The sequence below is a fragment of the Acidisoma sp. C75 genome (assembly GCF_054665095.1).
Genome location: NZ_BAAFHD010000010.1, coordinates 1 through 14,904 on the forward strand (window position 1 = coordinate 1; position 14,904 = coordinate 14,904).

A 14,904-nucleotide genomic window follows, 5' to 3' on the forward strand; every position below is an offset into this window, starting at 1 on the left:
TGCAACCCATCGACAACCCGTTCGGCACGAGGTTGTCACCCATCTCTTAGGAACAAGGTGTTACCTATCTGTCCAGACTGGACAAAGGAAATCTGGAGCGGGCGAAGGGATTCGAACCCTCGACCCCAACCTTGGCAAGGTTGTGCTCTACCCCTGAGCTACGCCCGCGCTCCGTGAGCCGGGTTTTATGCGGGGTGCTCGGCAAATGCAAGAGCAGCCCCGCCATGCATGTAACCCCCTAGCTCGCCCGCACGTCCTGGCGAGCAACCGCCGGGGCGCTCCGCTGCGGCGCCTTGCCGGCTTCGGGCCGAGCGGCCCCTGGTCCATTTTGGAATGACCGCGAACCGCATTATGATCCGCCGCAACGCTCATAGAGACGGACGATCAGCCATGGACCTCACATTCGGCCAACCCGCCGGGCAAGGCGCTCAGGAGCCCTTCATCCTCGATGCCACCCAGGCGACCTTCATGAAAGAGGTGATCGAAGCATCGCGCCGCCTTCCGGTCATCGTCGATTTCTGGGCCACTTGGTGCGGGCCGTGTAAAACGCTGACCCCGGCGCTGGAAAAGGTGGTTACCGCCGCCGGGGGCCGGGTGCGGCTCGTCAAGGTCGATATCGACCAGAACCGGGCGCTCGTCTCCCAGCTCATGCAACTCGGCATCCCCCTCCAATCCGTGCCCACCGTCGTCGCCTTCTGGCAGGGGCAGATCGCGGATGTGTTCCAGGGCGCACTGCCGGAGAGCGAGCTTCGCCGCTTCGTCGAGGCGCTGCTCAAGATGGCGGGCGGCTCGATGCCGGCGACGGATCTGCTCGAAGCAGCGCGGGCCGCGCAGGAGGAAGGGGATCTCGAAACCGCTGCCGAACTGTTCCAGGCGCTGATGCAGGAGGAGCCGGAGAGCCCGGAAGCCTGGGGTGGGCTCATCCGGCTTTTGCTGGCCGCCGGCCGGGAAGAGGAGGCGGAGACGCTGCTCGGCCAAGTCCCGGCCAAGATCGCGGAACATGCCGAGGTATCCGGCGCCCGCAGCGCGCTTGCGCTCGCGATGGAGGGGCGCCGCGCCTCCGGCCAGCTGCGTGAGTTGGAAGCAAGGCTCGCCGCCGATCCGGACGACCATGAGGCGCGCTACGAATTGGCGACCGCCCTCAATGCCACTGGCCGCCGTGAGGAGGCGGCCACCGCGCTGCTCGATATCATGAAACGCCAGCGCGGCTGGAACGACGATGCGGCGCGGCGGCAGCTGCTTAAATTCTTCGAGGCCTGGGGCCTGGAAGACCCGGTCACCATCGCCGCCCGCCGCCGCCTCTCCGCCCTGCTGTTCAGCTGAAGCGCCATGGCATCCGGGATGAGGCCGTTCCATCCAGCGCCGGGCCAGCTGCCGCGGCAGATTCCGGTCTTCCCCTTGCCGGGTGCCTTGCTGCTGCCGGGCGGCCGCCTGCCGCTCAACATCTTCGAGCCGCGCTACCTCGCGATGGTCGAAGAGGCCATGGCGCATGGCCGGATGTTCGGCATGATCCAACCGGATGCGATGCGGCCCGAGGAGGAGACCGGCCCCGCGCTGTTTCGCGTCGGCTGCCTCGGCCGGATCACCTCTTTCGCCGAGACGGAGGACGGACGCATCATCCTCTCGCTGCTGGGCCTCACCCGGTTCGTGGTGGAGGAAGAATTACCGCTGCGCCTCGGCTTCCGGCGGCTGCGGGTGGATTACGAGCCTTACCGCGCGGATCTCACCGGGGTGGCGGAGCCTCTGGACCTGCCGCGCGAGGAGCTTCTCACCTCGCTCGAAGGCTATTTCGCCCGCCATCAGCTGAGTGCGGATTGGGAGGCGGTGAACGCGCTTGAGGACGAAGACCTGCTGACGGCGCTTTGCATGATGTGCCCGTTCGAACCCTCGGAGAAGCAGGCGCTTCTCGAAGCAGGCTCCTTGCAGGAGCGGGGCAGGATTCTGCAGGCATTGCTGACATTCGGCCTGCATGCGCAGGATCCGGAAAGCGGCACGACGCGGCTGAGCTGAAGGATAGAACCATGACCGACCCCATCGCGCCGATGCCGGCCGATACCGAGAGCCTGGCGCAGGCGGAGCAGAGCGCGGCCGAACAGCCGGTGGACCCGCGCCTGCTCGAAATCCTGGTCTGCCCGGTCAGCAAGCAGCCTCTGGTCTATGACCGCGCGCGGAACGAACTGATCAGCCGGGCGGCTGGCCTCGCCTATCCCATTCGCGGCGGGATCCCGATCATGCTGGCCGATGAGGCGCGGGTAATCGACGGCTGAGATTATGGCCGAACGACCGGCCGAGCCAGAAGTCTAACCCGGATGTCGTTTCGCGTGGTCCGGTGATCTTTGCGGCCGAAAACTCAGCCTAGCTATCGAGTTTTGGCAAGGTGCCGGCGATGAGCTCGATCTGCCGGCTGAGGCGGAGCAGGGCATCGGCCACGGGCGCCGGCACCTGCTCTTCGAAGCGGGGCCGGGGGGCGAGAACGGGGGCGAGGCGGCTGCCCGGCGGATGGCTGAGCATTCCCGCCAGGCTGTCAACCGCCCAGCGCCGCCAAAGGGCGAGGGCAGGGGGCGCTGGGGTTCCGGCCGGCCAGACCACGCGCAGCACCGTCAGACGACCGGAGATGCGCCGCAGGGCCGCGTCGATCGTGAGGGCTGCGTTGAGATGGCGGTTCGGCACCAGGCGCGGCTCCAGCATGCTGCGGCTGAGCGCCGATTCCAGAGAGTTGCTGGCAATGCCGGCCTCGCGCCGGATGGCATCCGATTGGGCGGCGCTGCCCTCGCCCAGCAGTTCGCCCAAGACGATATCGATGAAGCGGGCGTGCAGCGCGATTGCGGCGCGCACTTCGCCAAGGGCCCGTTGCGGCTGCCGCCCGGGCCAGAGCGCGAGGCTGCAGACAAGCGCGAGCGCGCCGCCGATGACGGTGTAGAGCGCCCGCATCAGCGCGATGGTGACCTCCGAAGCGCCGGGCGTGGCCGCCTCCACCAGCAGGATGATCATGGGTGTGAGCGCAGCCAGGAAGAGCCCGAAACTGACCTTCCGCAGCGTGAAGGCGATCACCGCCAGGGGGAACATCGCGAGGCTGACGGTGAGCGGGGTATGCAGCGCGAGGCTCAGCAGGGCGGCGATCAGCCCGCCCAGCACCGTGCCGCCGATCCGCTCCAGCATCCGCTGCCAGGTGAGGCTGAAATGCGGCTGCATCGTCATCAGCAGCGTGATCGTCAGCCAGCGCTCATATTCATGCTCGTTCTGAAGGGTATAGGAGAGGCAGAGCAGCGCCGCGAAGCCCGCCATGCCGGCATGGCGAAGATGGGAAGAGGAACCGTCGAGATTGGCGCGGATCGGCGCCCAGAGCCGCTCGCGCCAGCCGAGAGCCGGCTTGCCGTCGGGCAAAGACCCTGGGCGGAGGTTTTCCGGCGCTGAGAGGGTGACGGTGACGAACAGGCGCTCGGTCACGGTTTCGCCCAGGCGGCGCAGCGGGTCATAGGCGCTGAGCTGGCCGAGCAGGGCACCGATCCGCTGCAGGCTCTGCGTCATGCGCGCAATATCCGGCGCACGATCGGCATCGTTGCTATGGGCGAGCACGAGGATTTCGTTGCGCAGATGGCGCAGCAGGGCGAGGGCGAGGGCGCGGTTGGGCACATGCTCGGCATCGAGGATATCCGCGAGGCCGCTGACGGCGGCGAAGGCCTGGTCGAGCGCTTCGAGGCGGAGCCAGGCGCGGCTGACACGCGGTTCGCCATTGCCATGCACCCGGGCGAAATCGAGGATGTTGATGCGCGCCGTCTCGATCGCGGCGCGGCCACCTCCGCGATACACGCGGCCATTGTGCTCCCAGCGGGCGGCACGCTCCTCATCGCTGAGGCGGCTTGCCAGGATATCGCGCATGTCCTGGATCATGGCGGCGAGCGCGCGATAGCAATCGCCGATCCCATGGCGCAGCGGCACGGTCGGCTGGATGCGCCAGATCAGGCTGGTGAGCACGATCGCCCAAAGCGATCCGGCCGCGAACATTCCGCCTGAAATCACGGCATGCGAAAGGCTCGGCTGCGGGATATCCACCGCCAGCACGATCCAGACGGACAGCAGATTGCCTACCTGCATCCCGGACGGGCCATAGATTCGCGCGAAGCTCGCGCAGGCGATGCCGATCCCGGCGAGCGGCACGGCAAGCCATAGCCCTTGTGCCCGGGCAAGGCCGTAGAGAATGCCGATGAGGCAGCCGAACAGGGTGAAGGCGAAGAGCGGCGGCAGTCGCTCCTCGCCCGGCGTGCCGGCATCGGCCAGGCAGGTCAGCAAGGCGCCGAGTGCGGTGAGCAGCAGCAGCGGGAAATCGAACCAGGCGTGCAGAACCACGAGGGCGGCGACCGAGAGCCCCGCGCGCACCCCCTCCTGGATACTGAAGCCGGTCAGGTCGATCGTGAAGGAGGAACGTCTGAGATCGGTCACGAAGGAGCAGCACTCATCTCGGCCAAGCCCTCTTTATGAGGGGGAAGCGGCGCCGCGCCCAGGGGCAGGATTGCCGCCAAAGAAAAAGCCGCGCGGCGGGGCCGCGCGGCTTTCCGAGAGGCCAGGCGGGCGCTCCGCGCGATCAGGCCGCCTTGGCCATTTCGCGCAGCACGTAATGCAGGATGCCGCCATGCTGGTAATAGGCGACCTCATCGAGCGTATCGACGCGGCAGAGCAGCTTCACCTCATCCCGCTGGCCGCTCGGCCGGTGGATGACGAGGGTGAGGTCCATGCGTGGGCGCAACTCCTCGAGGCCGAGGATATCGAGCGTCTCCTGGCCGGTGATCTGCAGGCTTTTCCGGTCCATGCCGTCCTTGAAGGTCAAGGGCAGCACACCCATGCCGACGAGGTTGGAGCGGTGGATGCGCTCGAAGCTCTCGGTGATCACCGCCTTCACCCCGAGCAGCATGGTGCCCTTGGCCGCCCAATCGCGCGAGGAGCCGGTGCCGTATTCCTTGCCGCCGAAGACGACGAGGGGCGTGCCCTCGGCCTTGTAGAGCATCGCGGCATCATAGATCGGCATGACGCGGCCGGACGGGTAATGCGTGGTGACGCCACCCTCGGTTCCGGGCGCCATCTCGTTCTTGATGCGGATATTGGCGAAGGTGCCGCGCATCATCACTTCATGGTTGCCGCGCCGCGCGCCGTAGCTGTTGAAGTCCTTCTGCTGCACCTGATACTGCAGCAGATATTCGCCGGCCGGGCTGCTCTTCTTGATGCTGCCGGCGGGGCTGATGTGGTCGGTTGTGATGCTGTCGCCGAGCACCGCGAGAATGCGGGCGCCGGTGATATCGCCCACGGCTGCGGGCGTCATCGTCATGCCCTCGAAATAGGGCGGGTTGCGGACATAGGTCGAACTGTCGTTCCAGGCATAGGTCTTGCTGCCGGCTTCGACCTCGATCTCCTGCCACTGGCGGGGGCCTTTGAACACATCCGAATAGCGGGCCTGGAACATTCCGCGGCTCAGCGTGCTGCCGACGATGCCGTTGATCTCGTCCGCGGTCGGCCAGATGTCCTTGAGATAGACCGGCTTGCCATCGGGCGTTGATCCAAGCGCGGTTGTCGTGATGTCCTCGTTCATCGTGCCGAGGAGCGCGTAGGCGACGACCAGCGGCGGGCTCGCGAGATAATTCGCCCGCACATTCGGATGCACCCGGCCTTCGAAGTTGCGGTTGCCGGAGAGCACGGAGACGGCGACGAGCTTGTTGCTCTCGATCGCGTCCACGATCTCCTCATCCAGCGGGCCGGAATTGCCGATGCAGGTGGTGCAGCCATAGCCGACCGTCTGGAAGCCGAGCGCGTCGAGATCGGCGGAGAGGCCAGACTTCTCCAGATACTCCGTCACCACCTGGGAGCCGGGGGCGAGCGAGGTCTTGACCCAGGGGCGGGGCGTGAGGCCGAGCGCGCGCGCCTTGCGCGCCACGAGGCCGGCGGCCACCAGCACATAGGGGTTGGAGGTATTGGTGCAACTGGTGATGGCCGCGATCACCACATCGCCATGGGTGATGGTGTAGTTGCGGTCGCCCACCTTCGCATGCACGCCGGTATCATTGGCCGGCACGCCGAGGCCCTTGGTGAGTTCGGCCTTGAAGGCGGAGGAGGCATCCTTCAGCGCCACCCGATCCTGCGGGCGCTTCGGCCCGGCGATCGACGGTTCGACGGTCGAAAGATCAAGCTCCAGCGTGTCGGTAAAGACCGGGTCGGGCGTCGTCGTATCACGCCACAAGCCTTGCGCCTTGGCATAGGCCTCCGCCAGGGCGATGCGCTCATCCGTCCGGCCGGTCAGCCGCATGTATTCGACGGCGAGCTTATCGAGCGGGAAGAAGCCGCAGGTGGCGCCGTATTCGGGCGCCATATTGGCGATCGTCGCGCGGTCGGCGAGCGGCATATGGTCCAGCCCGGGGCCGAAGAATTCCACGAATTTGCCGACCACGCCCTTCTTACGCAGCATCTGCGTGACCGTCAGCACGAGGTCGGTCGCCGTCACGCCCTCTTTCAGCTTGCCGGTGATGCGGAAGCCGATCACATCAGGGATGAGCATGGCGATCGGCTGGCCGAGCATGGCGGCTTCAGCCTCGATCCCGCCGACGCCCCAGCCGAGCACGCCGAGGCCGTTGACCATCGTCGTGTGGCTATCGGTGCCGAAGAGCGTATCGGGATAGACATAGGTTTCGCCATCGGCTTCGGCGGTCCAGGCGTTCTGGGCGATGTATTCGAGGTTCACCTGATGGCAGATGCCGGTGCCGGGTGGCACGACGCCGAAATTGTCGAAAGAGCCCTGGCCCCAGCGGAGAAAGGTATAGCGCTCGCCATTACGCTCGAACTCGATATCGACGTTCTTTTCGAGACTGTCCGCTGTGCCGCTGACATCGACCTGCACGGAATGGTCGATCACGAGGTCCACTGGGATGAGCGGGTTCACCTTGTCCGGATTGCCGCCGAGCTTGAGGATGCCATCGCGCATGGCAGCGAGATCGACGACCGCCGGCACGCCCGTGAAATCCTGCATCAGGATGCGGGCGGGGCGGAACGGCACTTCGCGGCTGGAGGTGCCGGCCTCAAGCCAGCCGGCCATGGCTTCGGCATCCTCCACCTTGTAGGTCCGGCCGTCTTCGAAGCGGAGGATGTTCTCGAGCAGCACCTTGAGGCTGACGGGAAGGCGGGAGAGGTCGCCAAGGCGCTTCTCAGCGGCGGGGATGGAGAAGTAGGTGTAGCGCTTGCCGCTGACATCGAGCGTCTGCTTCGTGCCCAGACTGTCCTGCCCGCTCATCTTCATGCTGCTGTGTCCCTATAGGAGGAGCGCTCCCGCGCGGGAGGCGCCAAGAATCCAAGAGGCTTAAACCATACCCGCCGCCTTGGGTCCACGCCGCAGGCATAAAGAGCCGCCATGTTTGCCGCGGGTGCGTGATAGGCGGCCGGCGCCGCTTTGCGGTCGATCGGTCGCGGCCTAAACCATGGGACCATGGCGGGCCGCGCCAGGTCCGGCGCGCGAAGGGAGAGAGAGCGTGAGTTTGCTGGAGGCGGAGCGGCTCGCGGCCTTTCGCGGCGATCATCTCGTGCTTCAGGAGGTGAGCTTCACGCTCCGCCCGGGCGAGGCGCTTCTCCTGCACGGGCCGAACGGCGCCGGCAAGACCACGCTGCTCCGCCTGCTCGCCGGCTTCCTGCGGCCGGCGGCGGGGCGGCTTTTATGGGATGGCGGCAATGTGCTGGATGATCTGCCGCTGCACGGCCTCCGCATCGGCTGGCTCGGCTATCAGGACGGGATCAAGCCGGGGTTGACGGTCGCTGAAAATCTCGCGCCTTGGCAGCGCGCGGCGCATGCCAGTGGCGCCGGTCTGGGGCAGGGGCAGAGGATGGCGGCGCTTGCCGCTATGGGCATGGACGCCTTCGCGGATCTGCCGAGCCGCATGCTTTCGGCCGGCCAGCGCCGGCGCCTCGCGATCTGCCGCCTGATCCTGGCGGAGGCGCCGCTCTGGTTGCTCGACGAGCCGACGGTCGCGCTGGATAGCAAGGCGATCGGCCAATTGGGCGCGCTCCTCGCCGCGCATCGGACCGCGGGCGGCATGGTGATCGCCGCCACCCATGTCGATCTGCCTTTGCCGCAGGCGGCACGGCTCGATCTCGTATGAAGGCGGCGGTTCTCCGGCTCCTGCTGCGCGAGCTGCGCCTCGCTTATCGCCACGCCGCCGATAGCGTCGCGGCGCTGCTCTTCTTCCTCCTCGTCGTCGCGCTCTTCCCGCTCGGCCTCGGGCCGGATGCCGGGCAGTTGCGCGCGCTTGCGCCCGGGGCGGTGTGGATCGCCGCCCTGCTCGCGGCACTTCTGCCGCTGGACCGCTTGTTCGGTGCCGATTTCGAGGATGGCTCGCTGGATCTGCTGCTGTTGCAGGGCTTGCCGGGCGGTGTCGTCGCGCTCATCAAGGCGGCCGCCCATTGGCTTTCCACCGGGCTGCCGCTGCTGCTCGCGGCGGCACCCGCCGCCATCATGCTGCGCCTGCCGGGAAGTCGGGTGCTCCCGCTGCTGCTCAGCCTGCTGCCCGGCACGCTCACCTTGTCGCTGCTCGGCAGCCTCGGCGCCGCCCTGGTGATCGGCGCGCGCCGCGGCGGTGTGCTGCTGCCGCTGCTCGTTCTGCCATTGGTGACCCCGATCCTCATCTTCGGCACGGCTGCGGCCGGCGCATCCGGCACCGGGCTCGCAGCGCATCCGGCCTTTCTCATCCTCTGCGCCTATCTCTGCCTCTGCCTGCCGCTCTGCCCTTGGGCCGCCGGAGCCGCGCTCAGGGCGGCGGTAGAGTAGGCTAGGCATGAAAAAGCCCCGGAAGAGCTTGCTCTTCCGGGGCTTCCCGCAGGCTCCGACCTAGCGGGGCCGAGGTTAGACGATCTGCTCGCCGTGCAGCGTGATATCCATGCCTTCGACTTCCTCGTCCCGCGTGATGCGCAGGCCCATCGTCATGTCGATGATCTTGAGGATGACGAAGGACATGCCGCCCGACCAGACCAGGGTCGCGAGGACACCGACGCACTGGATCAGCAGCTGGTGGAAGCTGCCGCCGGTGCCGCCATAGAGGGGCCCGAAGGCGAAGACACCGGTGAGCAGCGCGCCGATGATGCCGCCGATGCCATGCACGCCCCAGCAGTCGAGGCTGTCATCGTAGCCGAAGAAGTTCTTCACCGTGGTCGAGAAGAAGTAGCAGCCGACGCCCGCGGCGACGCCGATGATGATCGAGGGGCCGGGCAGCACGAAGCCGGAGGCGGGGGTGATGGCGACGAGGCCGGCGACCGCGCCGGAGACGATGCCGAGGAGGCTCGGCTTACCCTTGGTGATCCATTCGGCGAACATCCAGGCGAGGGCGGCGGCGGCGGTCGCGATCTGCGTCGCGGCCATCGCCATGCCGGCGCGGCCGTTGGCGGCGACCGCGGAACCCGCGTTGAAGCCGAACCAGCCGACCCAGAGCAGGCTCGCGCCGATCATCGCATAGCCGACGTTGTAGGGGTGCATGTTGTCATGCCCGTAGCCGACGCGCTTGCCGAGCACGAGGGCGCACATCAGGCCCGCGACGCCGGCATTGATATGCACGACCGTGCCACCCGCGAAATCAAGCACGCCGAGGGCGCCGGCCCAGCCGGTGGCAGACCACACCCAATGCGCGATCGGGCTGTAGACGACGATGGACCACACGACCATGAAGACGCACATGGCGCTGAACTTCATACGGTCGGCGAAGGCGCCGCAGATGAGGGCCGGGGTGATGATCGCGAAGGTCATCTGGAACATCATGTAGACGCTCTCGGGGATCGTCTGATCATTGGTGCCGAGAAAGAAGTCCTTGTCCCAGGTCTTGCCGAAGCCATTCAGCATGAAGCGGGAGAGGTCGCCGATATAGGCGTTGCCGTTGGTGAAGGCGAGGCTGTAGCCGCAGACGCACCAGACGATGGTGACGAGGCAGCAGATCGCGAAGGACTGCATAAGGGTCGCCAGCACGTTCTTCTTGCGCACCATGCCGGCGTAGAAGAGGGCGAGGCCCGGAATCGTCATCATCAGCACCAGCGCCGTGGAGGCAAGCATCCAGGCCGTATTGCCGGTGTCGATCTTCGGCGCGTCCGCCGCGAAAGCCGGAGCCGAAAGCGCCAGCATCGGCAGCGCCAGGGGCAAGGCCCGGGATAGGCGCCGGGAGGTTTTTGAGGATAGCATGGATAGTCCAGTCATCCGGGTTTCCTTCACAGAGCTTCTGCGTCGAGTTCACCCGTGCGGATCCGCACGGCGCGTTCGACTTCCATGATGAAGATCTTGCCGTCGCCGATCTTGCCGGTATGCGCGGCTTTCATGATCGCTTCGACCACCTGTTCGGCGAGTTCGGAGGGAACGGCGACTTCGATCTTCACCTTCGGCAGAAAGTTCACGTGGTATTCCGCGCCGCGGTAGATCTCCGTCTGTCCCTTCTGGCGGCCGAAGCCTTTGACTTCGGACACGGTCAGTCCTTGCACGCCCAGCGGGGTCAACGCTTCGCGCACATCGTCGAGTTTGAACGGCTTGATAATGGCCATGACCAATTTCATCTCGGCCTCCTCTCTTCGTGGCTCAGTCCTGGTCCGCGCCAAAAGGGCGAGGCCCGTATTCCCGCACGGGAGGTATTCAAGAGCCGTGCCAAAGCGCGGAGGAGCCGGCTGGGCTTATTCCCGGCGCGTTATCTCTTTCGCGTGAGCATCCCTGCATAATTTTTAGGCAAGAGACGGTGGTGAGGCTGCTCTGCTTCGCGCCTGCCCGGCCCGCGCGTATAGAGAGGAGAAGAGAAGGGGTAGCCGATGAGCCTGAACGAGCATTTCGATCTCTGTATCCTGGGCGCAGGCCCGGTGGGCGCAGCCCTCGCTTGCCGGATGGCCGAAGCCGGGCTGCACGTTCTGATCATCGACCGTGCCGCCCTGCCGCCGATGGAAGATCCGGATTTCGACGGCCGTGCCTATGCGATCGCCGCGGGCTCGGTCCCTCTGTTGCAAGAGGCCGGGCTGTGGCAGACGCTGCCGATCTTGCCTTGCCCGATCGAACAGATCCATGTCTCCGATGGCCGGCCGGGACAGCCAGCCTCACCGCTCTTCCTACATTTCGATCGCCGGGAACTCGGCGCGGAGGCCGGCCCCTTCGGCTGGATGGTCGAGGCGCGGGCGCTCCGCGTCGCGCTCAACCGGCGCCTGCACGCAGGCCAGGGCATCACGCTCATCGCGCCGGCCGAAGCACGGGTGCGGCGGGATGCGGAGGGTGCCGAGATCACGCTTGCGGACGGGCGGGCTTTCACGGCGGCCCTGGTCGTCGGCGCGGAAGGGCGACGCAGCCCGCAGCGTGCGGCCGCGGGCATCCCGGTCATCCGCTATCCGTACCGGCAGAGCGGGGTGGTTTGCGCCATCGCCCATGATGCGCCGCATGAGAATACCGCCCTCGAGCATTTCCTGCCGGGCGGCCCCTTCGCGCAGCTGCCTCTCGGGCCACTGCCGGAGGCGCCGCACGTCTCGGCGATCGTCTTTACCGAGAAGACCGCGGTGGCGGAGGCTCTTGCCCGCCTGCCGGAAGCGGCCTTCACGCGGGAGGTGGCGCGGCGGCTCGGCGGCCATCTCGGCGCCATCCGGCTGCTCGGCAAGCGCTGGGTCTATCCGCTCTCCGCCCTCCTCGCCACGCGCTATGTCGATCGGCGGCTCGCGCTGGTTGGCGACGCGGCGCATGGCATCCACCCGATCGCGGGGCAAGGCTTCAACCTTGGCCTGCGGGACGCGATGGCGCTATCCGCCTTGCTCATCGAAGCCCAGGCGGAGGGGGGCGATCTCGGCGATGCCGCGCTCCTCGCCCGCTATCAGCGCCAGCGCCGGCCGGACAACCTCGCCATGCTGGCCGCGACCGATGCGCTCGACCGGCTGTTCAGCAACGATCACCCGCTGGTGCGGGCGGCGCGCGATCTCGGTATCGCGACGGTCCATCGCCTGCCGCCGGTCAAGCGGTTCTTCATGCGCCGTGCGATGGGCATCGGTTGAGACGAGGGGCGGGGCTTCAGCCCTCGGCCTTCGGCGTCCGCGCGATGGGGGCAACGAATTGCGGCGCGGCATCGGTATCCCAGGGGAATAGAATCCAGGTCTTCTGGCTGACCTCGGTGACGAAAGTATCGACCGCATCCTTGCCGAGCGGCTTCGCATAAACGGTGGCGAAATGCGCTTTCGGCAGGAGGCTGCGCACCACCCGCGCTGTGGTGCCGGTATCGACCAGATCATCGACGATGAGGAAGCCTTCGCCATCCCCGGCCGCCGTCGGTGCCTTGGTGACCACCGGACGGCCGATCTGCTCCTCCTGATAGGTCTCGATCGAGACGCTCTCAATCAGCCGGCACTCCAATTCGCGGGCGATGATGGCGGCGGGGATAAGCCCGCCGCGGGTGACGGCGACGATGCCGCGCCACGGCCCCTGGTCGATAAGCCGCCAGGCGAGCGCCCGCGCGTCGCGATGCAACTGGTCCCAGGTGACCGTGTAATATTGCTGGGCCATCAGAAAAGCTTTCCCCCGTCGGGCACCTTGAAATCCGGCGCGATCAAAACGATCCCGCCTTGCGCATCCGGCAGGCCCAAGGTCAAGACCTCGCTGACGAATGGGCCGATGCGCCGGGGCGGAAAATTCACCACCGCGCAGACCTGCCGCCCGATCAGCTGATCGGGGGCGTAGTGCAGGGTGATCTGGGCGGAGGAGCGCTTGATGCCGATTCCCTCCCCGAAATCGATCCACAGCTTGATGGCCGGCTTGCGCGCTTCCGGGAAGGCCTGAGCCTCGGTCACGGTGCCGACGCGGATGTCGATCGCCTCGAAGTCCTCGATCGTGACCGTGCTGCCCGCCATGAGCCAGAATCCCTTGAATGCGAATCGCGCTGCGATGAAAGAATGGCGCAATCGGGGCCGGTGAGGCCAGGGGTTGCGCGGTGGATGGAGCTTGGCGGCGGAAGCCGCTAAAGCTCGGCGGTGAGCGAGGTTCCGGCTGGCAGGGTGGCCATGGCGGGCGAAAAGGGGCGGGATGAACGCGGTGATGGTGCGCGCAGGCAATCTGCGGGAGCGGGGGCCAGGTGCTGCTTGGGCAATTCTCCCGGCAGCGCCCCGTCTCTGCCTTCTGCTGCTCGTGCTCCTCGCCGGTTGCGCCGGCGGCCAGGGGGCGCTGGCGCAGAACGGGCCGCCGAGCTTTCGCGCCCTCGCCAAGCTCGTGCTGCCGGCGGTCGTCAGCATTTCCGTGACGGAGAGCGCCGCCGCGGCCGCCGCTGAGGCGAGCGACCAGGGCGACCAGCCGCCCATCCCGGATCGCCACGGCAAGGTGCTCGGTGCCGGTTCGGGCTTCATCATCGACCCGTCCGGCATCATTGTGACCAACGATCACGTGGTGAACGGGGCGAGCAAGATCATCGTCTCTCTCAATGACGGCAGCCAGCTGCCGGCACGTGTCCTCGGCGTCGATCAGCTGACGGATATCGCTGTGCTCAAAGTGGCGGCGAGGGGGCCGCTGCCGGCCGTGCATTGGGGCAATTCCGACGATGTCGAAGTGGGGGATTGGATCCTGGTCGCCGGCAATCCCTTCGGTCTCGGCAGCACGATCACGGCGGGGATCATCTCGGCGCGCGGGCGCGATATCATGAGCGGCCCGTTCGACGATTTTCTGCAGCTCGACGCGCCGATCAACCCAGGCAATTCCGGAGGCCCGACCTTTGATATGGCCGGTGGCGTCGTCGGCGTGACGACCGCCATCATCTCGCCGACCGGCGGCTCGGTCGGCATCGGCTTCGCGATCCCGAGCAAGATCGCGCAATCCGTCGTCGCCCAGATCCGCGCCCACGGCCATCTCGATCGCGGCTGGCTTGGCGTCGGCGTCGAGGATAGTGGGAATAGCGGGGCAAGCGTGCGGATCACCACGATCGAGCGCGGCGGCCCCGCGGCCCGCGCCGGGCTGCAGGTGGGGGATGTGATCGAGAGCGTCAACGGGCGGCCGGTCGGCTCCGCGCTCGGCCTCATCCGCGCGATCGCCGAGATCCACCCCGGGCGGCGCGCGGCGCTGCGGCTGCGCCGCCGCGGGCATGCCTTCACCGCCGATGTAACGGTAGGCTTGCGGCCCGAGACAAGCGCACCATGATGGGCAATCATCCGGCATGCGCCTGCGCTTCGGATCGTTCCGAGCGCGGCCATGAACCGGGCCAGTGAGGGGATAGGGGAATGCGGATTCTGCTGGTTGAGGATGACCGCGATGTCGCCGGCTTCGTCATGAAGGGCCTGCGCGAGGCGAATCACGTGGTGGAACACGCCGCCAACGGGCGCGACGGCCTCTTCATGGCGGCGAGCGAGCAGTTCGACGCGATCATTCTGGACCGCATGCTCCCCGGCGGGGTGGATGGTCTGCGCCTGCTGGAAACGCTGCGCGCGCAGGAAAACAAGGTGCCGGTGCTGTTCCTCTCGGCCCTCGGCCAGGTGGATGACAGGGTCAAGGGTCTCAAGGCGGGAGGGGATGACTATCTCACCAAGCCTTTCGCTTTCGCGGAGCTGCTCGCCCGCGTGGAAGCGCTGACGCGGCGCGGCAAGTCCGACAGCCCGGTCACCCGCCTGGTCGTGGGCGATCTGGAGATGGATCTCCTCTCGCGCAGCGTGAAACGCGCCGGGCAGAAGATCGACCTGCAACCGCGGGAATACCGCCTTCTCGAATATCTCATGCGCCATGCGGGCCAGGTCGTCACCCGAACGATGCTGCTCGAAGGCGTGTGGGATTATCATTTCGACCCGCAGACGAACGTGATCGACGTGCATGTCTCCCGCCTCCGCCAGAAGGTGGACAAGCCCTTCCCGAAACCGCTGCTGCATACCGTGCGCAATGCCGGCTACATCATGCGGCCGGATAATGAGGGCTAG

At 66.8% G+C, this 14,904-nt stretch carries 14 protein-coding genes and 1 tRNA gene; 8 read left to right on the top strand and 7 right to left on the bottom strand.

Annotated elements, in window-relative coordinates; all coding sequences use genetic code 11:
* Positions 1–93 precede the first annotated feature (93 nt).
* Positions 94–168, bottom strand: a tRNA-Gly gene (locus tag ACYQ7X_RS13730).
* 222 nt (positions 169–390) lie between these two features.
* Here ACYQ7X_RS13730 and ACYQ7X_RS13735 point away from each other — a divergent pair.
* From ACYQ7X_RS13735 to ACYQ7X_RS13745, 3 genes are read left to right on the top strand one after another with little or no spacing between them, the layout of a single operon-like run.
* Positions 391–1,323 carry a tetratricopeptide repeat protein gene (locus ACYQ7X_RS13735; RefSeq protein ID WP_459697620.1) on the top strand — a complete coding sequence of 311 codons (933 nt, stop codon included), beginning with the start codon at positions 391–393 and terminating at the stop codon, positions 1,321–1,323.
* An 18-nt stretch (positions 1,324–1,341) separates the two neighbouring features.
* The gene (locus ACYQ7X_RS13740; protein WP_459697621.1) at positions 1,342–2,010 is read left to right on the top strand and encodes an LON peptidase substrate-binding domain-containing protein; all 669 of its coding nucleotides are present in this window, start codon (positions 1,342–1,344) and stop codon (positions 2,008–2,010) included.
* A gap of 32 nt (positions 2,011–2,042) precedes the next feature.
* The gene (locus tag ACYQ7X_RS13745; RefSeq protein WP_459697791.1) at positions 2,043–2,267 is read left to right on the top strand and encodes a Trm112 family protein; all 225 of its coding nucleotides are present in this window, start codon (positions 2,043–2,045) and stop codon (positions 2,265–2,267) included.
* A gap of 88 nt (positions 2,268–2,355) precedes the next feature.
* On the opposite strand, the gene ACYQ7X_RS13750 is transcribed toward ACYQ7X_RS13745, so the two are convergent.
* A complete protein-coding gene (locus tag ACYQ7X_RS13750) occupies positions 2,356–4,440 on the bottom strand; it encodes an FUSC family protein (RefSeq protein WP_459697622.1) in 2,085 nt (694 codons plus the stop codon).
* Between the two features lie 142 nt (positions 4,441–4,582).
* Positions 4,583–7,276, bottom strand: a complete 2,694-nt coding sequence (gene acnA, locus ACYQ7X_RS13755) for an aconitate hydratase AcnA (RefSeq protein WP_459697623.1) — start codon at positions 7,274–7,276, stop codon at positions 4,583–4,585.
* Positions 7,277–7,505: 229 nt separating this feature from the next.
* Between acnA and ccmA the strand changes: the two genes are divergently transcribed.
* Positions 7,506–8,129, top strand: a complete 624-nt coding sequence (gene ccmA, locus ACYQ7X_RS13760; RefSeq protein WP_459697624.1) for a heme ABC exporter ATP-binding protein CcmA — start codon at positions 7,506–7,508, stop codon at positions 8,127–8,129.
* Positions 8,126–8,794: a heme exporter protein CcmB gene (gene ccmB, locus ACYQ7X_RS13765; protein ID WP_459697625.1), complete on the top strand. Its 669-nt coding sequence runs from the start codon at positions 8,126–8,128 to the stop codon at positions 8,792–8,794. Before ccmA ends, ccmB begins: the two co-directional genes overlap by 4 nt.
* A 75-nt stretch (positions 8,795–8,869) precedes the next feature.
* Here ccmB and ACYQ7X_RS13770 read toward each other — a convergent pair whose 3' ends face one another.
* Positions 8,870–10,132 (bottom strand): ammonium transporter, encoded by a 1,263-nt coding sequence (locus ACYQ7X_RS13770; RefSeq protein WP_459697626.1) that lies wholly within the window; start codon positions 10,130–10,132, stop codon positions 8,870–8,872.
* A gap of 83 nt (positions 10,133–10,215) precedes the next feature.
* Positions 10,216–10,554: a P-II family nitrogen regulator gene (locus ACYQ7X_RS13775; RefSeq protein WP_459697627.1), complete on the bottom strand. Its 339-nt coding sequence runs from the start codon at positions 10,552–10,554 to the stop codon at positions 10,216–10,218.
* Positions 10,555–10,800: 246 nt separating this feature from the next.
* Here ACYQ7X_RS13775 and ACYQ7X_RS13780 point away from each other — a divergent pair, with 246 nt between their 5' ends.
* Positions 10,801–12,015: a UbiH/UbiF/VisC/COQ6 family ubiquinone biosynthesis hydroxylase gene (locus ACYQ7X_RS13780; RefSeq protein WP_459697628.1), complete on the top strand. Its 1,215-nt coding sequence runs from the start codon at positions 10,801–10,803 to the stop codon at positions 12,013–12,015.
* Positions 12,016–12,031: 16 nt separating this feature from the next.
* On the opposite strand, the gene gpt is transcribed toward ACYQ7X_RS13780, so the two are convergent.
* Both gpt and ACYQ7X_RS13790 read right to left on the bottom strand, forming a co-directional pair.
* The gene (gene gpt, locus ACYQ7X_RS13785) at positions 12,032–12,520 is read right to left on the bottom strand and encodes a xanthine phosphoribosyltransferase (protein WP_459697629.1); all 489 of its coding nucleotides are present in this window, start codon (positions 12,518–12,520) and stop codon (positions 12,032–12,034) included.
* Positions 12,520–12,864, bottom strand: a complete 345-nt coding sequence (locus tag ACYQ7X_RS13790; protein ID WP_459697630.1) for a tRNA-binding protein — start codon at positions 12,862–12,864, stop codon at positions 12,520–12,522. Before ACYQ7X_RS13790 ends, gpt begins: the two co-directional genes overlap by 1 nt.
* 172 nt (positions 12,865–13,036) lie before the next feature.
* Here ACYQ7X_RS13790 and ACYQ7X_RS13795 point away from each other — a divergent pair, with 172 nt between their 5' ends.
* Positions 13,037–14,137, top strand: a complete 1,101-nt coding sequence (locus tag ACYQ7X_RS13795) for a S1C family serine protease (RefSeq protein ID WP_459697631.1) — start codon at positions 13,037–13,039, stop codon at positions 14,135–14,137.
* A gap of 80 nt (positions 14,138–14,217) precedes the next feature.
* Positions 14,218–14,904 carry a winged helix-turn-helix domain-containing protein gene (locus ACYQ7X_RS13800; protein WP_459697632.1) on the top strand — a complete coding sequence of 229 codons (687 nt, stop codon included), beginning with the start codon at positions 14,218–14,220 and terminating at the stop codon, positions 14,902–14,904.